Below are 21,292 nucleotides of genomic sequence, written 5' to 3'. Positions count from 1 at the left end.
GCGGCATGGAAAGCGGGTAACGCGGCCCTCAACGGGGCGCAATTGGCGTCACGCGATTGGGCTCCAGCCAATCCTTGGGCGCCTCGCATTCGCTGCAATTGACGCCCGGCAGGTTGTCCGCATAGCGCACTGGCGGCAGCTCCTGGATCGTGGCCCCCGGCGTTGGCACGCCACTCTGCACCGCGGGCAAGCCAAGTTCGGGCAGCAGTTGCCCGTCGAGCGCGGTGGCAATGAACAGCGGTGGCACCTTGTCGGCCGAGAAGACATTGCAGCCGTCAGCGAAGCTGTCGCCCTTGCAAAGCTTCACATCCTTGGCCTCGACCCATGGCAGCGGGTACTCGATGTTGCGCTTGTCGAGCTTCTTCTTGCCCGTTACCACTTCCATCATCAGCTTGAACGCGTACGGTCCCACCGCGGGGGCGGCGCTGGACGACAAGCCTTTGAACCCCTTGGCCTGCAGCGCAGGGTCGGCCATCATCAGGCGATAACCGTTGTTCGACTGGCCCGCAATCGTGACCAGCCGGGCGGGCCGGTTGTTCATCACGGCCTTCAGCGAACCATAGGTTCCATCCACCGTCCAGATGGCGTCCACGTTGGGGTGCGCCGCCAGGATCTTCGCCACCTCTTCCTGCGAAGTGGCGTCGTTCCAGTTGCCGTAGAAGTCGCCCACGATCTTGATGCCCGGGTACTTCTTGAACACGCCGTAGGCCTGCTGGTCGTAGGTCTTGGTCACGGTGGTGCCGGCTACGCCATGATTGAAGATGAGTTCGCCCTTGCCGCCCATCTGGTTGACCATCCACTGGGCCGTGTTGGCACCGTAGCGGGCCGTGATGTTGCTCACGTTGTACGCGCAGGGCTCGGTAACCGTGCTGTCGTAGGTGAAAACGGCGATGTTCTTGGCGCAGGCCTGCTTGATCACGCGGTTCAGGGCCGTCGGCGATAGCGGGTACAGGATGATTGCGTTGGCACCGGCGGCGATCATGCTCTGAAGATCGGATATCTGGCGTTGCACATCGGTGCCCGAGATGATGGTCTTGAACTCGACCTGCTTGTCGTACGGCGGTGTCGAGGCCAGCGCCTTGACGCCGTTGGCGGCCGCCGCCTGCCAGGTGTTGCCGCTGTAGCTCATGTTCATGAACACCTTGTAGCGCTGCTGCGCCTGTGCGGCGCCGTGCGGCAACAGCGTAGCCACGGCCGTAAGCGCGATCGATGCGAGACATGGCAGCCATTTCTGGCGCGTATGCGTTTTCCTCATGTGAGTTTCCCTTGGTTTCAGAGTTGGCCGACGTGTGACAGTGATCAGTTCTTGCGCAGGCGCAGCCGCCCGCTTTGCAGCAGCAGGGCGATGAGGATGACTCCTCCCTGCACAATGTTGCGCAGGCCCTGGGACAGGCTCATCGCGGTGATGACAGTGGACAGCGTGCTCAGGAACAACGCGCCGGCCAGGGTGCCCAGATAAATGCCGGAGCCGCCGGTGACTCGCGCGCCGCCGATCACGACGGCCGCGATGGTCGGCATCAGCAGCGCGTTGCCCATGTCGAGCGTGGCGCTCGAGGAATAGCCGGCCAGCAGGATTCCGGTGACGCCGGCACACAGGCCGCTCACCACGTAAGTGGCGATGGTCAGCGCCGCCACCGGCAGGCCGACAATCCGCGCCGCCATCGGACTGCTGCCGATGGCGTAGAGCTTGCGACCCGAGGCGCTGCGGTTCTGGAACAGCCAGGCCGCGAGCGCGAACCCCACGATGAAGAGGACCGGCCATGGCACGCCCAGCCAGTTGCCCGACATGAAGCGCTGCAGCCCCGGTGCGACCGCCTGCTGCGAACTGCCGGCGCTCGCGCCGAGTGCCACGCCGAAGAAGGCGATACCCGAAGAGAGCGTGACGATGAACGGCGGCATCCCGGCGATCGCCACGCCGATGCCGTTGATCAGCCCCATCGCGGCACAAGCCAGCAGAACCAGTGGCAGCGCCGTCGCCAAGGCGCTGTCGTTCCCGGCAGTGAGCCGCGCGGTCATCATGCCGGCGATGCCGATGATCACGCCGAGCGAGAGATCGATTCCGCCCAGCAGCATCACCAGCCCTTGGCCGAAGGACGCCACCACGAGGAAGATGGCCGTCACCAGGATCGCGGCCAGCTGATTCATCGAGCCGAAGGCCGGGTTGATGATCTTCATGCCGGCCAGCAGCAGCACGGTGGCCGCGAGCACCGTCAGGGCCGGCAACCATTCGGACGGGATGCGCGCGCGCGGTGGTGCGGTCGGCAAGTCGCCCGACTGGGCAGCGGCGGCGGTGTCGGGTGCCTGTGTATGGGCCATGCCGGTCAAGCCTTCCCGCCGTTGCGCAGGCCACCCCACAGGGCGGAGAGCCGGCCGAAATAGATCGCCAGCACCATGACTGCGCCATTGAAGATGTTGGTGTAGAAATCGGCCACGCCCAAGGCGAAGAGCATTTTTTGCAGCACTGTGAGGATTGCAGCGCCCACGAGCGTGCCGATGACGCCGCCGCGGCCGCCGTTGAGCGAGGCGCCGCCGATCGCCACCGAGGCGAAGATGAAGAGCAGGAAAGAGTCGCTGACGCGCGGGTCGCCGGAGCCGATTTGCGCGCCGTGCACGAAGCCGGCCAGCGCGTAGCAGACACCCGCGACCACGAAGGCGAACAGCTTGGTGGTTTCGACGTTCAGGCCGGAGAGACGAGCCGCCGCCTTGTCGGCCCCTACTGCGTAGATCGAAATGCCGGTGCGCGAGAACTTGAGCAGAAACCACAGTACTGCGACCAGCGCAAGCATCAACGCAGGCGTCGGGATGCCCGCAATGTCGCCGGTCAGCAACTCGACCATGGCGTCAGGCACGGCGCCGCCGGGCGCTGACAGGATCAACAGTGCGATGCCCTGGCACACGATCAGCACGCCGAGCGTGGCGGCGATCGACTGCTGGCCGAGATAGGCGACCAGCATCCCGTTCAGGCCGCCGATCAGCGCGCCGATCACGAGCACCGAGGCCAGGCCGCCGAATGGCCCGAAGGCGCCAGTGGCGAGCATTGCCGTTGTAACGTTGGAAATTGCAAGCACGCCGGGGCCGGACAAGTCCAGTTCGCCACACAGAATGACGATCGTCAGTCCGCTGGCCGCCAGCGCGAGCACGATCATGTTGTTGAGCAGGTTGCCGATGCCGAGCATCGATAACGCCGAAGGTTCGTGCATCGCGTAGATGCAGAACATGACGATCAGCAGCACGAAAGCCGCTGGCGCCCCGCCCGAAGCCGCGAGGCGATGCAAGAAGAACGTGCGCGGGGCGGCCATGTTCAGGCCGCCTCGACTTGCATCGCCTTGTGCCCGCGGCTGCCCGCTTGACCCGAAGCAAGCGACAGAATGCGGTCCTGGGACATTTCGCCCTCCGCCAGTTCACCGGCAATCGCGCCCTGGTAGAGCACCAGGCAGCGGTCGCAGACGCCAACCAGTTCGTCCAGTTCGGTCGAGTAGAACAAGATCGCTCCTCCTTCCAGCGCGAAGTTGCGCATCATTTCGTAAATAGCCTGCTTGGCGCCGACGTCGACTCCGCGGGTCGGGTCGAACAGCAGCAGGCACTTCGGCCCGGCGAGCAGCGCGCGGGCCAGGATGGCCTTCTGCTGATTGCCGCCCGAAAGAGCGCCAATGCCCATTGGCAGGTAACCTTCCGCCAGGCTTACGCGAGGCGTCACGGTATCGATCAGGAGCCGCTCGGCCTTGCGGTCGATCAGTCCGAACGACGTCGCGCGGTCGATGACCGGCAGCGAAATGTTGGCGGCGGTGCTCAAATCGGTGAACAGCCCTTCAGACTTGCGCTCTTCGGGCACCAGGACCAGTCCGTGCGCACGGGCTCCGCGCGGCGAGCCGATCCGGGCGAGCTTGCCGTGGATGCGGATCGCTCCCTTGTCCGATGCGGTCAACCCGCTCAACACCTTGAACAGCGCCGACTGGCCCTGCCCTTCCAGGCCTGCCATTCCCAGAATTTCGCCCGGCTTGAGCGCAAAGCTCACATCGTTGACGCCCGGTGCGTGCAGAGCCGAGACTTCGAGCAGCGACGGTGCCTCCCGGCGAATTGCGCTGGTACTGCGCATGAAGATCTCGACCGCCGAGCGCCCAGCCATGTTGCTGAAGATCTCGTTGTCGCTGAGTGCCGCAATCTCGCTGTCGAGAACCTTGCGGCCGTTGCGCAGAATCAGGCAGCGTCGACACAGGCGGCGGATCTCGTCCAGCTTGTGGCTGATGTAGAGCACCGAGGTGCCCTTGCCGATCACGCTGTCGATCAACGCGAACAGCCACTCTCGATCGGACAGCGCCGCCGTCGGTTCGTCCAGCAGCAGCACGGCGGGGTTGTATGTCAACGCGCGCACGATCTCGATCTTCTGCCGCAGCCCCAGTGGGAGATCCTCCACGCGGGTTGCGGGCGAAATGTCGGTAACGCGATGGTCGGACAGGATCTGCTCGGCCTCGCGTTCGAGCGTACGCGTCGATACCAGCCCCAACTTGTTGACCCCCGGGCGCGGCAGGAACAAATTGACGGCCACCGACAGCGTAGGCACCAGGCTCAGTTCCTGAAAGGCGGTCGAGACGCCCCGGGCTCGCGCGTCGACAACGTCGCTCGGCCGAAATTCGGCGCCGCGGATGAGAATCTCACCCCTGTCTGGTTTGACCACACCGCTCAAGGTCTTGACCAACGTGGACTTGCCCGCGCCGTTCTCGCCGAGCAGGCCACACACCTCGCCGGGTCTTAGCTCGAATGAAACATCACTCAACGCGACCGTTGCGCCATAGCGTTTGGAAATCGACTTCAACTCCAGCAGAGGCGATGCAGCGCGGTTCATTTGCAATGTGGTTTGACCAGACCGGTCTGACCATACCGAGGATTTCGGCTTGCAAGCGCTCGCTGAAATGTATTTCGTACGACGAAAATTAATGAAGGTAAAGAAGTCGAAATACGTCTTGAACAGAGCAAATCGGAAATAGCCTCAGTGGCGCTCAACTCCTGGCGGCGCTGAGCGAGGTACTCGCGCGGGGCTGCGATGTCGAACAGCCCAAGCGCTGGCCTGGGCTGCCAATCTCACGACTTCGTGCTCGCTTGCTGCGCCCGGAACGCCGCCTCGCCGGCGGCCGACACCTCGGCCCATTTCTTGTCGGACGCGGCATCGGCGGCATAGCTGTCGTGCCAGTTCCACCACTTGTAGGTGGGCGTCTGGGGGTAGCCCGCGGGCGAGTCTTCCCACACCTCCTGGCGGCCCAGCGGCGTGATGTCGAGGTAGTTCCAGGTGTTGCCCATCTGCTCGTCGCCGCGGTTGTTCAGGAAGTACGTTCGGAACACCCGGCCGCCGTCGCGGTAGAACACGTTCGTGCCGTGCCATTCGTCCACGCCGAAGTCGGCATCGAAGCTGTCGGTGAGGGTGAACCACGGTATCTGCCAGCCCATGCGCGCCTGGAGCCGCGCGATATCTTGCTGGGGCGCGCGCGAGACGAACACCAGCGTGGTGTCGCGGGCGTTGAGGTGGGCCACATGGGCCACCTGGTCGGCCACCATCGAGCAGCCCCGGCAGGCATGCTCCGGCCAGCCGAACACGCCGGGCTCGAAGAAGGCGCGGTAGACGATCAACTGGCGCCGCCCCTCGAACAGGTCTGCCAGGCTGGCTTTGCCCGCCGGCCCTTCGAAGGCATAGGTCTTCTCCACGGCCATCCATGGCATTCGCCGGCGCTCGGCGGCCAGCGCGTCGCGCGCGCGGGTGTTCGCCTTTTCCTTGACCAGCAGTTGCTCATAGGCCGCTTGCCACGCCTTGGGCGACACGACGAGAGGCGTGTTCATGGCGGGACGCGCGTCTTTGGGTCCGTTTTCAGTGGATGCAGTCATTGCTCGAATCTCCTGGGTTGGCGGACTCCCCTGCCCCGTGGCAGAAGCGCGATTCGTCCGCTGTTTGCTCACCGCTCGTCGGCGGCCAGGAGTCAGTTTGGCGCCGCGGGACGAAGGGCGGGAGTAACAAGATTGGCGGGATTGCGGTTTGCCCGCCCGAACCGCACCGGCACCCCGGCGACGCGCGCCCTCAGTTGGCCGCAGCCGCCGTCGATGTCTTGACCGGCGGAATTGCGCAGCTTGGTCAAAATGCCGCGCTGGTGCAGCGTGCGGGCCATCTCCTTGCAGCGCTCCCATGACGGGCGGCTGAACGCCACGCCATCCACTGCATTGAAGGGAATCATGTTCAGCACGCCGTACTTGCCGGACAGCAGCCTGACGATGCCTTCGATCTCGTCCGGCCCGTCGTTGACGCCTTCGAGCAGCGTCCACTGGTACTGAATCGGGTAGCCCGTGGCGCGCGCGTAGCGCTCGCCAGCATCGACGAGTTCTTCTGGCGTGATGCCCGGCGCGCGCGGCAGGAGCCTCTTGCGCAGCTCGGCCTTGGTGGTGTGCAGAGAGAGCGCCAGCGCGGGGCGCACGCGTTCTTGCGGCAGGCGCTCGAACACGCGCGCGTCGCCAACGGTGGAGAACACCAGGTTCTTGTGGCCGATGTTGCCCACCGTACCGAGCAGCTCGATGGCCTCCAGCACGTTGTCCAGGTTGTGCGCCGGTTCGCCCATGCCCATGAACACCACCTTGCGCACCGGCCGCCGCGTGCGCGCGAGGGCGACCTGGGCAATGATCTCGGCGCTTCCCACCTGGCGCAGCAACCCGTCCCGGCCGGTCATGCAGAACTGGCACCCTACCGCGCAGCCAACCTGCGACGACACGCACAGGCCCTCACGAGGCAGCAGCACGCTCTCCACGGTCTGGCCGTCCGCCAGGGCGACGAGCAGCCGCTCGGACCCGTCCGCGCCGGCGTGCACGGTGTGAATGCGCGCCAGCCCCGCAAGCTCGGCTTCAATGGACGGCAGGGCTTCGAGCAGCGAAGACGGAAAGAAGCTCCCCGGCAGGCGCCTGCCGCTGTTGCGGGGCAGCGCGTGCGACCACAGCCGCAAGATGCGCTGCTCGTGGCTGGGGCCCGCGCCGGCTTCCCGCAGCCGTTGTTTCAATTCGTGGATTCGCATTCAGTGAGAGCGGTTCGATATGCGGCCGATTGTGCACGGCGGTCACTACGGGGCGCGGTACGCATGAACCCGTCGTGAGCGTATTCCCCAGAAAAATATATGATCTACATCATGCGAAATGCAAAGCACGGAACCAGAACCTCGGCCAAGGAAGCCTCGCACGAGCGCATCGTGTCCGCTGCCGCGCGCGCCATCCGCCGCAGCGGCTACGGCGGAACCGGCGTCGCGGACATCATGAAGGAAGCCGGCCTGACGCACGGCGCCTTCTATGCCCACTTCGAGTCGCGCGAAGCCATGCTGGCTGAAGCGGCGAGCCGTGCGTGTGCCGAGTCGGCCGCGGTGGCGGTCAACGTGGCGGCCAGCGTGCCGCCCGAGCAGGCGCTGGCGGTGATGCTTCGCACCTACCTTTCCCCAGAGCACGTGGCGCAGATCGAGCTCGGCTGTCCCCTTGCCGCGCTGGGTTCCGAAACGCCGCGCCAGGCGCCGGAGGTACGCCGCGTCACCACTCGCCACGTCAAGGAAATGATCGATCTTGTCGCCCGCCAGTCGCCCGACTGGGGGCAGCCCGGCGCACATGAACGAGCCCTTGTGACGGTCGCCACCATGGTGGGCACGCTGCTGCTGGCCCGCGCGGTCGACGAGCCGGCGCTATCAGCCAGCCTGCGCGAAGCCGCATTGAAGCACCTCGGCGCTGGTTGAATCCGCCGCCAAACGATGCCTGTTTTTTCGCCTCAAAATATGATGAACATCATGCGAAATGAAGATGAATATCCCGGCACCGACGCCGTTCGCAAACCTGGGTCCGCCAGGAAACAAGGAAGACCATGAAAGCTTTTGTTCTTGACCGGTACCGCAAGAAGCGGCCGCTGCGAGCGGCGGAGATACCAACGCCGGAGCTGCGCGACGACGAGGTCCTGGTCGAGGTTCATGCCGCCGGCGTGAACCTGCTGGACGCCAAGATCAGGAACGGCGAGTTCAAGCTCATCCTGCCCTACCGCCTGCCCTTGGTGCTGGGCCACGACGTGGCGGGCGTGGTCGTGAAGGCCGGCGCGCGCGTGCGGCAGTTCAAGCCGGGCGACGAGGTGTATGCGCGAGTCGATGATTTCCGCATCGGCACCTTTGCCGAGTTCGTTCCGGTCAAGGAGGCGTCGCTCGCGCTCAAGCCCAACAACCTGACGATGGAGGAAGCAGCCTCCATTCCCCTGGTGGCGCTGACGGCGTGGCAGGCACTTGTCGAGAAGGCCGGCCTCGAGAAGGGCCAGAAGGTTTTCATCCAGGCGGGTTCCGGCGGGGTCGGCACCTTTGCCATTCAGTTGGCCAAGCAGTTGGGCGCCACTGTTGCCACGACGACGAGCGCGGCCAATGCGGCCCTCGTCAAGAGCCTGGGCGCGGATGTCGTCGTCGACTACCGGTCGCAAGACTTCGAGGATGTCTTGCGGGACTACGACGTGGTGCTGAACAGCCAGGACGGCAAGACGCTTGAAAAGTCGCTCCACGTGCTCAAGCGCGGCGGAAAGCTCATCACCATCTCCGGACCGCCCGACCCCGAGTTCGGCAAGCAAAGCGGCGCACCCGGCTTCGTGAAACTGGTCATGCGGCTCCTGAGCGCGGGCATCAGGCGCAGGGCCGAGGGCCGCGGCGTCGGTTTCTCGTTTCTCTTCATGAGGGCGAACGGGAGCCAGCTGCGCGAGATCACCCGCCTGTTCGAGGCCGGCACCATCCGCCCGGTGGTGGACCACGTGTTCCCGTTCGAGTCCACCAATGAAGCCCTGGCCTATGTCGAAGCAGGCCGTGCCAAGGGCAAGGTCGTCATCAAGGTCAAGTGAGCTTCGTTCGTCCCCCACCCCACCTAGGAGATTCCCATGAAGATCGAAAATTCCGTTGCTCTCGTCACTGGCGCCAATCGCGGCATCCGCTTGGTATTTGCACGCGAACTGCTCGCCCGCGGCGCGCGCAAGGTGTATGCCGGCGCACGAAACCCCGTGGCTGTAACGCACTCGGGCGTTCAGGCAATGCGGCTTGACGTCGACAACCCGCAAGACGTGACGGCCGCCGCCGCGCAGGCATCCGACGTGACGCTGGTGGTCAACAACGCGGGCATTGCCCAAGTGGGAGGCTTTCTCGCATCCGACAGCGAAGAGGTCACGCGGCGCATCTTCGAGACCAACTTCTTTGCGGTGCTGCGCATGAGCAAGGCCTTCGCGCCGATTCTCAAGGCCAACGGCGGCGGCGCGCTGCTCAATGTGCTGTCGGCTGCGTCATGGGCGAACGGCGGCGAGCTGGCGGCCTATTCGGCCAGCAAGTCGGCGGCCTGGTCGCTCACCAACGCATTGCGCAGCGAACTTTCGGCACAGCAGACCCAGGTGCTGGCGCTGCACATGGCCTATGTCGATACCGACCTGACGCGCGGGTTCGACGTTCCCAAGACCAGCCCCGGAGACATCGTCAAGCGGGCGCTCGACGGGCTCGAAGCCGGCGAGGACGAAGTGCTGGCCGATGAAATCACCCGGCAGCTCAAGCGCGGCATGACAGCGCCGCGGCCCAGCTACCTTCCGCAGGCCGCCTGAGCCGGGCCGGCCCTAAAGATCGAGCCGCAGCCCTGCGAGCTTGCAGTTCTCGATCTCGATCACGAAGCGCACGTGTGCGCCTTCGATCAGGAGCTGGAGCTTGAGCCGCGCGGTGATCCTGTCGCAGCCCAGCTGCACGCCCTTCCACGTCGCGGCCGCATCGCGGGCTGAAAGCGAAGCCATCTCCACTGTCAGGCCCTGGCCGAGCGCATCGGAGTGCATGCCGACTGCGTTGCGCCCTTCGCCGCGGCCCTCCATGTGCGCCTGTGCACCCGGCACCGCGAGAACTCCGTCGCCAAGCTGCACCTCGCCCGAAATCGCCGTGCGGCCCAGAAGCAGGCGCGCCTGCTCGGTCAACCCCTGGCCGTGGCCGCCCATGCACTGGCGCAGCATGGCCTCGGCAAACGCCTGCAAGTGCAGCTTGCCGCGCTCGGAAACCCACGGGCTCAGCAAGGCACCGCGGCGCTCGAACTCCACACCGGCAAGCGGCGCCGAAGCGAACTGGTACAGGTAGCTGCGGCCGTTCGGCGCATCGACATAGAGCCCGAGCCGACTCACGCCCATGCGCGAATCCGGGCCCACGTGCTCGACCGTCGCGTCGTTGAAATCGATCTGCCCATGCTCTATGGGCACCGTGACATCCGCGTCGAACAACAGGTGCGCATCGGTGATCCGCCCGCGAATCGCGCCCTCCGCTTGCCCGAGCGGACCGAGGCGCCAGGCGTCGGCTGCCGCCTGGGGCGTGGTGGCGCCACCGGCAGCCGGTGCCGCGCCGCCCGCGCTCTGCAGGGCCTGCAACGCCGTCTGAATTTGCGGCGGCATGACCAAGGGCCCCTGCAGCCTCACTGCCGAGAGCTCGGCTTCGGCTGCCTGGACGGCAGAGAGGCTCAGTACGCCGGCATCGCCGGTGCGCACCTGGCCTGCAAGCGCATGCACGGCGATGCGGCCGATCTCGAGTACCAGAGGTCCAGATGCGAACTGCAGCGCGGTCGCTTCCAGTTCCTGGACAGTGACCTCGAGCACGCCTTCGCGGCTGGATTTCTTCCAGGCGAGGCCTTCGAGCGAGCAACGGTTGCGAGCGGCCCCGCCAGAGGGCCCGAGCGCCAGTCCGAAAAGGAGATCGACGAGGGAAACCGCGAGTGGAACGGTCATCGGCCTTTTGTACCAGACATCGCGGCGGAACAATTCACAGCGATATATGCAGTAAGTCTTTCTACTACCACCAGACGGTAGCCATTTGGCGCATAGGTAGTAACCAGAGCAGGTGCTACAACCAACAGGACCGCGACGGGGGCGCGGTTCGGGCACGTGGATTGCCTCCGAGGTGTTCCCCCCGCAAGGGTTAGCGCCTGCAACGGAGAATCGAATGCCGCTTTCGTTCTTGAACAGGCTGCAGCATGTGCAGCTACCGGTTCGAGTCGCCAATCCGGAGGAAATCCGGCACGTCTCGGTGCTCCTGGCCACAGGCTTGATCGAGGCCGAGATCACGACGCTCAAGCCGACTTCGCCCTATGTATCGTCGCGCATGGCCACTGTGATCCGCATCACGGAAGACGGCCGCGCCGAGATAGCGAAGATGGGCAACGCGCCGGCACCCATCAAGACCTTCATGCAGTTCAACCGGGGATTGCGGTTGATGTGATCGCGCGAACACCCATGCGAATCGGCCCCCTGTATGAACAGGCCGTGGAGTTGACGCCAAGGGCCGCACGTATCGCCGCTCTTCTTCTCGTCGAAGACGAGAACATCCCGGCGGTCCTGCGGCGTTCCCTCGGTATTGCGCTGTCGTCTTCGCGCGGCCGTGCAAAACGAGCCCTCCGTGCCGCCGGCGCTCGACGGGCCCGACGCCGCGGCCGCGCAACGCTTCGTGCAAGCCTGCCGCGAAGCGGCTCGCCGCCTGCCCACTGACGAACGGTGAGAGGAGACCAGGCGCCCCCGCTGCTGCGAGATGCTGCCTGCGCATCGTTTGCCCTTTCCGCCTCCAGCGCTTCGAGCGGCCCGAAGAACTCGTAGCGCAGTTGCTGCTTGGGCACGCCCAGCTCAAGGCTGCTGACATGGACCGCCTTCATGAAAGGCTTGGGGCCAAGGAAGTACAGGTCGACATCGTCGTCGGCCGGCAGTTGCTGATGCGGCCCGCGTCCGCCGACTGGTACAGCGCAGGTCACCGCTCAATTGCGCCCGGTGACAGGAGCGTGCGCAAAAAAAGAAATGCCGGTATAGTCAACCAATTGGTTCACCATATCCATCTTTCTTTCGGAGCAGACGATGAACATCCATGCCTCCGCGCGCCCGGCCGACGCGCTCGATTCGAACTGGTCCATTGTTGCCGCCGGCGCGCTGATGACTTGCGTGGCCATTGGCGTGCTGTTCTCGCTGGCGGTTTTCCTGGAGCCGATGAGCGCGGCGACCGGCTGGTCGCGGGCCGGCATTTCAAGCGCCATGACGCTGGCCTTCCTGAGCATGGGCGTTGCCGGCTTCGGCTGGGGCGCGCTGAGCGACCTCTACGGCCCGCGCGTGGTGGTGCTGGCGGGCACGGTGCTGCTGGGGCTCTCGACGGTGCTGGCGAGCCGCGCGTCGACCTTGATCGAGTTCCAGCTTTTCTACGGCGTGCTGATGGGCATTGCCGCCGGCAGCTTCTTCGCACCGGTGATTGCAACCACCGCATCGTGGTTCGACAGGCATCGCAGCCTGGCGGTGTCGCTCGTCTCGGCCGGAATGGGCGTTGCGCCAATGACCATCTCTCCGCTGGCTGCGTGGCTGGTCATGCACTACGACTGGCGCATGGCGCAGCTGATCATCGGCATCGGCGCGTGGGTCGTGCTGTTGCCCGCGGTCTGGCTCATTCGCGCGGCGCCCGCGGCCGCTTCCGCTTCCCCTGCCGGAGGCGCAGCACCAGCGCCGCAGATGAAGGTGGGGCAGGCGCTTCGCTCGCGCGCATTCCTCGTGCTCGGGATCACGTTCTTTGCCTGCTGCGCGGCGCATTCGGGGCCGATCTTCCACACGGTCAGCTATGCAATCGGCTGCGGGCTTCCGACGTTCGCGGCCGTCACCATCTACAGCATGGAAGGCGCCGCGGGGCTGGGTGGGCGGCTGCTCTTCGGCGTACTGGCGGACCGGCTGGGCGCCAAGCGGGTGCTCGTTGCCGGGCTGCTGATCCAGGCCTTTGCCGCCGCCAGCTACCTGCTGGTCAACCAGCTGGGCGGCTTCTATGCCGTGGCCATTGTTTTCGGCCTCGCCTATGGCGGCGTGATGCCGCTCTACGCGGTGCTGGCGCGCGACTACTTCGGCGCCCGCATCCTGGGCACCGTGCTGGGCGCGGCGTCGATGCTGTCCAGCCTGGGCATGGCGCTCGGCCCGGTGCTGGGCGGGTGGCTCTTCGATCGCTATGGCAGCTACGCCTGGATGTACATCGGCTCGACGGCCGTGGGGCTCGGCGCGGTGCTCATCGCACTCACCTTCCCTCGCACCGACCACGCCGGCAAGCAGCCGCGGCTACAGCCGGCGGGCTAAGCGGGACAAGTGAGGCAAGGGTTCGTCGTCAGCGCTCGCATGGAGCTACACGCTGTTTTGCGCCCAGGCCTCGTCGCCGTAGAACTCGCGCATGCTCCAGCCTATCAACTGTTCGGGCTCGACACCGAACCAGTCCTGATAGGCCTTGGTGGCGTCACTCAAAGCGGCCAACAGTTGCGCCGCTGGCAATCGGATCTGTACTTGCGTATGGTCCGGTGCCTACCGCCGATGCGACGAAGACCGTCGCCGCATCGATCTTTCCCCCAACCCAGGAGAACCAAGATGGTCAGCAAGAACACGATTTGCCTTTGGTATGACGGCACCGCGCTGGACGCCGCCGAGTTCTACGCCAAGACCTTTCCGGACAGTGAGGTACGCGCCATCCATCGCGCGCCGGGCGACTATCCCGCAGGCAAGCAAGGCGATGTCTTGACCGTCGAGTTCACCGTGGCCGGCATACCCTGCCTTGGGCTGAACGGCGGGCCCGCATTCAAGCACAACGAGGCCTTCTCGTTCCAGATTGCAACCGACGACCAAGCCGAGACGGACCGCTTGTGGAACGCGATTGTCGGAAACGGCGGCCAGGAAAGCGCGTGCGGCTGGTGCAAGGACAGGTGGGGGCTGTCGTGGCAGATCACGCCGCGCGCGCTCACAGCCGCAATCACCGATCCCGACCCCGCGGCTGCCAAGCGCGCGTTCGACGCCATGATGGAGATGAGAAACATCGACATCGCCGCCATCGAGGCGGCCCGGCGCGGCTGACGCGCCACCGGCAAGGGGCAAACAATGAAAAACGGGTCGGGGCGTGTGGCCCAACCCGTTTATCTATCTGGCGATTGCCGTCGGCATGAAGCCGAGGCATCTCGTGGAGGCAGCTCCCGTCATCGCTGACCCAAGCCGCGCTGCGGATCGAGCAAAGCTCCGGCCTGTTGTTGCGCCGTTCCTCCAACCACGAAATCTTCCGCTACGCCATCTGCGCGAAAGATGCGCAGCGCCATGCAGTTCAGCGAACCGAACTCCGCTTCATGCAGGAGCTCCCGCAACATCGCTACAGCCGCATCTTTGCCCAGCAAGTGGTTCATTCATGAGGCAACGCATGTGGCGGACTTCTCACGGTAGCTCACCTCCTGGGCTCTGGTGTGACATATCTCTCGCTTTGCGCGCCGAGATCAGCTTCCGAAGCTCACTTCGTTAATAAGTGAAAGCAAAATATTCCTATCGGTGATGTTGCCAATCAATGGAAAACATTCCCGAGCTCGAAACTTCGAGCGGTAGGCGTCGCCCGTTGTCCCAGCGGTCGCTCAAGACGCTCGCCCGGCACTTGTCTACCTGCCTGTTCGCCGCGTCACTTCCCGTGTCGCGGTACCGGGCAGCGACCGGCCGAGGCCCTGTTCACTTGTCAAATTCGGAAACTCGCATGGAAATACTTCTCACGCCTTCGTACAGCGTTCCTTTGGTCGTGCTGTCGTACTTCATTTCAGTCGCAGGCTCTCTCATCGCGCTTGTCGCCGCCCGCCGCATCGTGGGGCCGGGAGGCCGCATCAGCCTCTACCATTCCGCGACCGCAGGGCTCGCCTTGGGCGGTATTGGTGTGTGGGCCATGCACTTCATCGGCATGCTCGCGCTGCAGCTTCGCGTGGGCGTGTCGTATTCCATGTTCGAGACGCTGATCTCGCTTGTGGCTGCGGTCGTCGCCACAGCGATGGCGCTTGCCTACGTGGCTGCCTCACCTCGCAGCCCGGTGCGCCTCATGGTCGCCGGTTTCCTGCTGGGCATGGGCGTGGTCGTCATGCACTACCTGGGCATGTTCGGCATGCGCTTTGGCGGCTTCATCGACTGGTCGTACCCGATCATCGGCCTGTCCACTCTCATCGCCATCGTTGTCGCGACCGTGGCACTGTGGCTGGCTTTCAACACGCGCACCGTCGTCATGCGCGGGCTGGCTGCGAGTGTGATGGGAGCCGCGGTCTGCTCGATGCACTACACGGGCATGGCGGCTGCAGACTTCATCTGCACCACCGCAACGCCCCAGGCCATTCCTTCCGGCCTGGCCGTCGTCAGTGCGCTGCAGTTGCCCGGCTGGGTGGTGATGTTCACCGTGGCCGCGCTGTTCGTGCTGGCGCTCGACCAGTTCGTACGCCACACGGCAGAATCGACTTCAGCAAAGCCGTAACGTTTCAGCCATGCACCAAGCTCGCCGCCGCAGCCCCGTACAGCGCGGCCAGACCGCCGCGCTCCAGGGAGGCACGCTCTTCACGCGCACATGGGCCAATCGCGCGAAGGGCTCCAGCGCCACGCCTGCCGCTCGATGCGGCGGCCCCAATGACGTCTCCAGCAAGCAACCGTTCAAGGCAAATAAATCTCCGAGGCGTCCACTTCGCCAGCGGTGTTCGAGAATCCGCTGACGGCCAGCACGCGACCGTCATCCAGCAAGACCGCGGACGCAGCCCGGCGTACATTTGCCATCGGTCCCGCTGTTGTCCACACATCGAAATCGGGATTGAACACTTCCGCGGTGTTCAGGCTGCTGCCACCGGCCAGCAGCACGCGGCCGTCGGCCAGGGCAGTGAGGGTAGGCAGGCTGCGCGAGGTGCTGAAGGTGCTCGTCGTCCATGTCGACGTCGCGGGGTGGAAGCGCAACGCGGTGGTGCTGCCGTCCGCCAGCGCCAACACACTGCCGTCGGCGAGCAATGCCGATCGGAAGAGGTTGCCGATGATGCTGATCGGTATCGAGGTTGTTGAACTGCCATCGACCGCAAACACTTCGGCGGTGTTCACGAAGCCCTGGCGGTTGACGCCGCCGATCACCAGCACGGCGTTGCCGCCGGGCAGCAGTTCCATCGCATGCTGGCCACGCGCGGTCGCCAATGGCGTCGCCGCGATCGTCCAGACGCCAGTGGCCGGGTCGTACAGCTCCGCGGTCTGCGAGAAGGTGAGCGAGGGCTCCGAGTTATAGCCGCCGACGACCAGAACCTTGCCGTTCGGCAACAGCGCCGCGGAATGCCACTCGCGCTCCTCGGCCATGCTGCCCGTCACCGTCCATGTATTGGCGGCGGGGTCGTAGATTTCCGCTGGCAGCACGCCCGCGCGCGCCGAGTCGCTCCCGCCCGCAACCAGCACTTTGCCGTCCTGAAGCACCGTGGCCGAGTGGCCATTGCGCGCATAGAGCATCGAGGCAGTGGCCGTCCAGGTGTTGCTCGCGGGGTCGTAGAGGGCGGCCGAATTGGTGACGCCGCCGGCGGTGAAGCCACCGGAGGCCAGCACCTTGCCGTTGGGCAGGCGCGTGAGCGCGAAGTAATGCCGTGCGTCGGGAACAGTGGCGGTGGACACCCAGCTGCCGCGAGCGGTGACGGCGATGCGCACCTGCGTCTGCGCCGAGCCCGCAGCGTTGCTCGCGGTGACGGTGTACGTCGCCAGCGACTGCAGCGCGGCCGGCGTGCCGGTGATGGCACCCGTCTGTGCGTTGAGGCTCAGGCCCGCCGGCAACGCCGGCGCGACGGTGAATGTGGCAACCGGCCCGCCGGTCGTCTGCGCGGTGTTGGGAACGATCGCTTCGGTTGCGACGTACAGCACCGTGGGCGTGCTGTAAACGACGCTGGCGGGCCCGACAAGCGCCGGCTGCACTTCGAGCTGCAGCGTCACAGTGATGAAGCCCGCCGCGTTGGTGCCGGTGACGGTGTAAGGCGCCTGCGCGGTATATGGTCCAGCCAGAACATGCGGCTTGGGCTTCCCAAGAGGCGCACGGGCCGGGCATGACCGTGAGAAGCGGTTTGACGCGACATGCTAAAAAGCGCCGCCTCGTACTTTGCCAAGAAGACCGAGGGAAGTTCGCGGCATCGGGCGGCATAAAGGCGAGCACCTCGTTCGTGGACGTTGCAAAGCCACGGCCATTTGATCGCGAAGCGCCGAGTGCTTTGAAAGAATCCGCTGACGCGGTGTATCGGCGGTGTCACGCATGTCTAACTAAATCGCTCGGCAGGATCGAATCGTTTCGTGTGATCCTGGAAGCGATACCGTGCTGCCCCTCGACTACCTCCAAGAAATTGAACATGCCGGTTTCCCGCTCGGGGAAGCCGATCCCGCGAAGATCTTCGGGGCGCTCAAACGAAAAGAGGAGCCTTTGACGGCTCGGCTTCGGAGGCTGAAACAGTATCGGCAACGATTGCATAAGCGTCGATGCGAAACGCTGCCGCTGCCTCGCCCGAGCGTTCAGGCGCACCGGGCGGGACCATACTGCCTTCTTGAGGTGGTGAGAGTCGCAGCTTGAGCGCGGGATGTCAAACTCGCGGCCGGTTGGCAAGCTAACGCCCGCTATGACCGGCAGCCGCCGGGACCTCAAGGGTCCTCCCTTCCCGAACAGTGGAATGCCGCTGGTCGGAGCATGGAGGCTCGGTTCAATTTACAGCCTCCCAGAAATCAGCCATGGACACCAGCGACCTTCCCGATGACAGCAGGCTGATCGAACTGCAACGCTTCGAGTTGCTCGTTTCGGCAATCCACGACTACGCGATCTACATGCTGGATCCGCAGGGCCATGTGGTGAGCTGGAATGCCGGTGCCGAGCGTTTCAAAGGATATGCGGCTGCCGAAATCGTGGGCCAGCACTTTTCGCGCTTCTACGCGCCAGAAGACCGCGCGGCGGGAATTCCCGAGCGCGCCCTGCAAACCGCACAAAAGGAAGGGACGTTCCAGGCCGAAGGCTGGCGGCTGCGCAAGGACGGCACTCGCTTCTGGGCCAACGTCGTCATCGACCTCATCTATGCCGCCGATCGGCGCCTGCTGGGCTTTGCCAAGATCACCCGCGACGTGGGCGATCGCAAGGCTGCGGAGGAGGCGCTCCGCAAAAGCGAACAGGAGTTCCGGCTGCTCGTACAGGGGGTGACGACTATGCGATCTACCTGCTCGACCCAAATGGCCTGATCACGAAATGGAACGCGGGCGCTCAGCGCATCAAGGGATACGCCGAGGCTGACGTGCTCGGAACGCATTTTTCGCGCTTTTATACCCCGGAGGACCAGGCCATCGGGTTGCCCGCAAAAGCACTTGCCATCGCGTCGGCAGAAGGCCGCTTCGAGCAGGAAGGCTGGCGGGTCCGCAAGGACGGAAGCAGATTCTTCGCCCACGTGATCATCGATCGGCTTCATGATGACGATGGAAGGTTCTTTGGCTTCGCCAAAATAACTCGCGACATCACAGAACGCCGAGAGGCGGCCGAGGTGCTCAAGCGCACGGAAAAGGCGCTTATGCAGGCGCAGAAGATGGAGTCCATCGGCAAGCTCACGGGTGGCGTCGCACACGACTTCAACAATCTGCTGCAAGTCATCGCTGGCAATCTGCAGCTTTTGGCCCGCGACGTGGCAGGACTGGAACGGGCCGAACGGCGCGTCGAGAACGCGCTCGCCGGCGTGCGGCGTGGGGCCAAGTTGGCCGGGCAACTGCTGGCTTTCGGTCGCAGGCAGACGCTCGAGCCGAAGGTCGTGAATCTCGGTCGCGTCGTGCAGGCCATGCACGAGATGTTGCAACGCGCTCTGGGCGAGGCTGTGCTGCTGGAAACCACCGTCGCCGATGACCTTTGGAGCACTTCCGTCGATGTGGCGCGGGTCGAGAATGCTCTATTGAACTTGGCCATCAATGCGCGTGATGCCATGGATGGGACGGGCAAGCTCACGGTGGAGATTGCCAACGCAACCCTCGATGCCGCGTATGCCCGTGTACATGCCGACCTCGTAGCGGGAGACTATGTCATGCTGGCCGTGTCGGACACCGGCGCGGGGATGCCGGCCGATGTCATTGCACAAGCTTTCGATCCGTTCTTTACGACCAAGCCAGAGGGCAAGGGCACGGGCTTGGGACTTTCCATGGTGTACGGCTTCGTGAAGCAGTCGGGCGGCCATGTGAAGATTTACAGCGAGGTGGGCGACGGGACGACCGTCAAGCTTTATCTGCCGCGGTCACGCAATCCCGAGGAGGAAGTGGCCTCACCCGACATGGGCCCGGTGGTGGGCGGGACCGAGACGATCCTGGTTGCGGACGACGACGAGCACGTGCGATCCACCGTGGTCGAGATGCTGCAGCAGCTAGGCTACAAGGTGTTCGCAGCGAGCGACGGCGAGCAGGCACTCGCCATCATCCAGAGCGGTATCAAGATCGACCTGCTCTTCACCGATGTCGTGATGCCAGGTCCCTTGCGCAGCCCAGACCTGGCGCGCAGGGCGCGCGAACTGGTGCCAGGGCTTGCGGTGCTGTTCACATCGGGCTACACGCGGAATGCCATCGTGCACGGCGGCCGCCTCGACCCGGGGGTGGAACTGCTCGCCAAGCCGTATGCGCGCGAAGATCTTGCCCGCAAGGTCCGGCACACGCTCGCAAATCAGCGCTAGCAGGCGCTGCAGCCTGAGGCAACCCATCAGCCGCCTGACACGGGAGCGCTGTCTTTATCAGCTCACAAGAGACTGAATGTCGTTGAATGGCGCGCCCGCCGTGTTCAGTGATAGTCGTCTTCGCGCTGAGGCCTGACGGCCGCGACGACGATCGAGTCGGCGGACTCGATCTCGAACAGCGCCACGTAGCCACTGCCGCCGAACGGAATCACGAGCTCGCGAATGAACGGATCGCCGCCCGCTTTGCGACACGTGAAAGGCGAAAAGCTCAAGGTGGCGATGCCGTTCTCGATCGCTTCCAGCGCCCGCTCGGCGAGTTCCAGGCCGCTCCCTCGATCCAGCTCGCGCTCGAGGACGAAGTCGTACAGGCGCTCCAGATCTTGGAGCGCCTCCCTCGTGAACCTGACGCGGTAGGTCACCGCGCAGGCGATGCGCGTTGCGCCTTCGCGGCACCGAGCTTCATCCGAAGCCGCCGCATCACTTCACCCGCATCGAAGTACTCGCCGCTCTTTCGGGCTTCCGCGAGCGACTGCAACCCGCGCGCCATGAATTCGGCCTGGTCCCGCCGTAGCTTGCCGCCAGGTGTCGCGTAGCAGCGAGAGAGATAGCGGCCACGCCCATGCAACCGAGAATCTCTAGCCAAACCGATTCCACCCGCCATCCAGTCCGATGGGATCCGGCTGGCTGTACCGCCCCGCCTTAATCTCGTCGCGACCCATCAGTTTTCGCAACGGAGTCGTGCTGTTCAGGTCCGCCCTCGACTTCACGTGGGGGCCGCAGTCAGCGGGAGCCTGCCCGTTCAGATTGGCCAACTCAATCGGCGGCAGCGAGAGTCGGCTTTTTGCGACCGAAGCGCAGAGCTTCGAAGCTGACGCCTCGCTTTTCCCGCCTTGCCGCTTCGCAAGTTCGCCTGCACCGAGGTCCCTTGCTGCCGAAAGCCTCTCTCTCGAGTTGTGCCTGCCACCGGACTTACACCACACGCACTGCACGAACGTTCGATGGCGCATTGCGCCAGAACGCATCATTCTCGAAGCGCCGGAAGATATCCGGCGGCAACACCGTCACGCGGTCGGGGGCGCTCACCTTCCTGCCGACCGCATGCAAGCCTGGCATACCGGTGCGCTCATCGAACTCGTCGGCATCGAAATGCACATTGTCGAAGTCGTGCTGGAACGGCGCCTCCCCGACGAAATCGTAGACCGCTGCCATGGCCATGGCGGGGTCACGCACCAGCGTTTCATACTGCAGCAGCATCAGATGATGCGCATGCTCGCCGTAGAAGGCGTCCTTCAATGCGTTGTATGAGTAGCCCACCAGGCCCTCGCCAAAGGCGACGCCTTCGACCCGGTTATAGACCGTGCTTCCGGTCTGGAAGTTGAACATAAAGGACGGGCGCAACGCGTTTCTCTGGACTGCCCGCTCCAGGCTGTCGATGATCCACGAGACGTTGCGTACGCATGCAATGATCTTGAAGTCCGGGAAGAGCGCGTTCAGCACCGACAGCTTCGAACACCATCTGCGGCTTGTGTCGAAAATGACGTCGGCCGTGAACTCTTCGCCGTAGTAGCTCGCGAAAAGCCCCCGCAGCACGCGTTGGCGCTGCGCGTCGGTGATGAAGGCGGCCAACTCATTTCGATCGCTCATCTCGCCCAACATGACATCGATCATGCCTGTGAGCGGGCTGCTCATATGCGCGTGGAACCGCGGATTCTGCCGCAACAAGGCTGCCAGCAGCGTGGAACCGGACCTGGGCAGGCCCGAAATGAAATGAACAGGCTTCATCTTTTCCCTC

20 protein-coding genes and 1 pseudogene are annotated in these 21,292 nt (G+C 64.6%); 9 read left to right on the top strand and 12 right to left on the bottom strand.

All coding sequences use genetic code 11. The features are described from left to right. Positions 1-28 precede the first annotated feature (28 nt). The 6 genes from EJI00_RS18370 to EJI00_RS18345 all read right to left on the bottom strand — a co-directional run bounded on the left by EJI00_RS18370 (position 29) and on the right by EJI00_RS18345 (position 7,043). Positions 29-1,255, bottom strand: a complete 1,227-nt coding sequence (locus tag EJI00_RS18370) for a sugar ABC transporter substrate-binding protein (RefSeq protein ID WP_126748926.1) — start codon at positions 1,253-1,255, stop codon at positions 29-31. A 44-nt stretch (positions 1,256-1,299) separates the two neighbouring features. Further along, on the bottom strand, positions 1,300-2,316 hold the full coding sequence (locus tag EJI00_RS18365) for an ABC transporter permease (RefSeq protein WP_126748925.1): 1,017 nt from the start codon (positions 2,314-2,316) through the stop codon (positions 1,300-1,302). Between the two features lie 5 nt (positions 2,317-2,321). Next, positions 2,322-3,299 carry an ABC transporter permease gene (locus EJI00_RS18360; RefSeq protein ID WP_126748924.1) on the bottom strand — a complete coding sequence of 326 codons (978 nt, stop codon included), beginning with the start codon at positions 3,297-3,299 and terminating at the stop codon, positions 2,322-2,324. A 2-nt stretch (positions 3,300-3,301) separates the two neighbouring features. Beyond that, positions 3,302-4,843, bottom strand: coding sequence for a sugar ABC transporter ATP-binding protein (locus tag EJI00_RS18355; protein ID WP_126748923.1), 1,542 nt, complete (start codon positions 4,841-4,843; stop codon positions 3,302-3,304). A 236-nt stretch (positions 4,844-5,079) separates the two neighbouring features. Then, positions 5,080-5,874 (bottom strand): DUF899 domain-containing protein, encoded by a 795-nt coding sequence (locus EJI00_RS18350; protein WP_126748922.1) that lies wholly within the window; start codon positions 5,872-5,874, stop codon positions 5,080-5,082. Between the two features lie 92 nt (positions 5,875-5,966). Next, the gene (locus EJI00_RS18345; RefSeq protein ID WP_126748921.1) at positions 5,967-7,043 is read right to left on the bottom strand and encodes an RNA methyltransferase; all 1,077 of its coding nucleotides are present in this window, start codon (positions 7,041-7,043) and stop codon (positions 5,967-5,969) included. Positions 7,044-7,142: 99 nt separating this feature from the next. Here EJI00_RS18345 and EJI00_RS18340 point away from each other — a divergent pair, with 99 nt between their 5' ends. The 3 genes from EJI00_RS18340 (at position 7,143) to EJI00_RS18330 (ending at position 9,610) form a co-directional block, all read left to right on the top strand. Then, on the top strand, positions 7,143-7,742 hold the full coding sequence (locus EJI00_RS18340; protein WP_126748920.1) for a TetR/AcrR family transcriptional regulator: 600 nt from the start codon (positions 7,143-7,145) through the stop codon (positions 7,740-7,742). A 125-nt stretch (positions 7,743-7,867) separates the two neighbouring features. After that, on the top strand, positions 7,868-8,869 hold the full coding sequence (locus EJI00_RS18335) for an NADP-dependent oxidoreductase (RefSeq protein WP_126748919.1): 1,002 nt from the start codon (positions 7,868-7,870) through the stop codon (positions 8,867-8,869). A 36-nt stretch (positions 8,870-8,905) separates the two neighbouring features. Next, positions 8,906-9,610 carry an SDR family oxidoreductase gene (locus EJI00_RS18330; RefSeq protein ID WP_126748918.1) on the top strand — a complete coding sequence of 235 codons (705 nt, stop codon included), beginning with the start codon at positions 8,906-8,908 and terminating at the stop codon, positions 9,608-9,610. A gap of 12 nt (positions 9,611-9,622) precedes the next feature. On the opposite strand, the gene EJI00_RS18325 is transcribed toward EJI00_RS18330, so the two are convergent. Then, a complete protein-coding gene (locus EJI00_RS18325) occupies positions 9,623-10,762 on the bottom strand; it encodes a hypothetical protein (RefSeq protein WP_126748917.1) in 1,140 nt (379 codons plus the stop codon). Positions 10,763-10,976: 214 nt separating this feature from the next. Between EJI00_RS18325 and EJI00_RS18320 the strand changes: the two genes are divergently transcribed. Then, positions 10,977-11,252: a hypothetical protein gene (locus EJI00_RS18320; RefSeq protein WP_126748916.1), complete on the top strand. Its 276-nt coding sequence runs from the start codon at positions 10,977-10,979 to the stop codon at positions 11,250-11,252. Positions 11,253-11,586: 334 nt separating this feature from the next. Here EJI00_RS18320 and EJI00_RS25445 read toward each other — a convergent pair. Then, positions 11,587-11,736 (bottom strand): annotated as a pseudogene (locus EJI00_RS25445) (nitric oxide dioxygenase); the annotation flags it as partial. A 139-nt stretch (positions 11,737-11,875) separates the two neighbouring features. On the opposite strand from EJI00_RS25445, the gene EJI00_RS18310 reads away from it, so the two are divergent. Together EJI00_RS18310 and EJI00_RS18305 are read left to right on the top strand one after the other, a co-directional pair. After that, a complete protein-coding gene (locus tag EJI00_RS18310) occupies positions 11,876-13,120 on the top strand; it encodes an MFS transporter (protein WP_126748915.1) in 1,245 nt (414 codons plus the stop codon). A gap of 282 nt (positions 13,121-13,402) precedes the next feature. Next, positions 13,403-13,882, top strand: coding sequence for a VOC family protein (locus EJI00_RS18305; RefSeq protein WP_126748914.1), 480 nt, complete (start codon positions 13,403-13,405; stop codon positions 13,880-13,882). A 119-nt stretch (positions 13,883-14,001) separates the two neighbouring features. Here the strand turns inward: EJI00_RS18305 and EJI00_RS18300 are convergent, their stop codons facing one another. After that, positions 14,002-14,202 carry a hypothetical protein gene (locus EJI00_RS18300; protein WP_126748913.1) on the bottom strand — a complete coding sequence of 67 codons (201 nt, stop codon included), beginning with the start codon at positions 14,200-14,202 and terminating at the stop codon, positions 14,002-14,004. 335 nt (positions 14,203-14,537) lie between these two features. Here EJI00_RS18300 and EJI00_RS18295 point away from each other — a divergent pair, with 335 nt between their 5' ends. Further along, a complete protein-coding gene (locus tag EJI00_RS18295; protein ID WP_126748912.1) occupies positions 14,538-15,293 on the top strand; it encodes an MHYT domain-containing protein in 756 nt (251 codons plus the stop codon). 173 nt (positions 15,294-15,466) lie between these two features. Here the strand turns inward: EJI00_RS18295 and EJI00_RS18290 are convergent, their stop codons facing one another. Continuing rightward, positions 15,467-16,762, bottom strand: a complete 1,296-nt coding sequence (locus tag EJI00_RS18290; protein WP_126748911.1) for a kelch repeat-containing protein — start codon at positions 16,760-16,762, stop codon at positions 15,467-15,469. A gap of 780 nt (positions 16,763-17,542) precedes the next feature. On the opposite strand from EJI00_RS18290, the gene EJI00_RS25265 reads away from it, so the two are divergent. Together EJI00_RS25265 and EJI00_RS18285 are read left to right on the top strand one after the other, a co-directional pair. Beyond that, complete coding sequence (locus tag EJI00_RS25265; protein ID WP_221885049.1) at positions 17,543-18,040, top strand: PAS domain-containing protein; 498 nt, start codon at positions 17,543-17,545, stop codon at positions 18,038-18,040. Continuing rightward, a complete protein-coding gene (locus EJI00_RS18285; RefSeq protein WP_221885050.1) occupies positions 18,013-19,500 on the top strand; it encodes an ATP-binding protein in 1,488 nt (495 codons plus the stop codon). The genes EJI00_RS25265 and EJI00_RS18285 overlap by 28 nt, the downstream gene beginning before the upstream one ends. A 104-nt stretch (positions 19,501-19,604) precedes the next feature. Here the strand turns inward: EJI00_RS18285 and EJI00_RS18280 are convergent, their stop codons facing one another. Together EJI00_RS18280 and EJI00_RS18275 are read right to left on the bottom strand one after the other, a co-directional pair. Then, positions 19,605-19,919, bottom strand: coding sequence for a type II toxin-antitoxin system RelE/ParE family toxin (locus EJI00_RS18280; RefSeq protein WP_126748910.1), 315 nt, complete (start codon positions 19,917-19,919; stop codon positions 19,605-19,607). A 550-nt stretch (positions 19,920-20,469) separates the two neighbouring features. Next, positions 20,470-21,282, bottom strand: a complete 813-nt coding sequence (locus EJI00_RS18275; protein ID WP_126748909.1) for a sulfotransferase family protein — start codon at positions 21,280-21,282, stop codon at positions 20,470-20,472. Positions 21,283-21,292 lie beyond the last annotated feature (10 nt).

It is taken from the genome of Variovorax sp. DXTD-1, from assembly GCF_003984625.1.
In the GTDB taxonomy this organism is placed as follows: Bacteria; Pseudomonadota; Gammaproteobacteria; order Burkholderiales; family Burkholderiaceae_C; genus Variovorax.
Note: the sequence above shows the minus strand (reverse complement) of the source record. Positions and strands in the feature narration are given on the sequence as shown.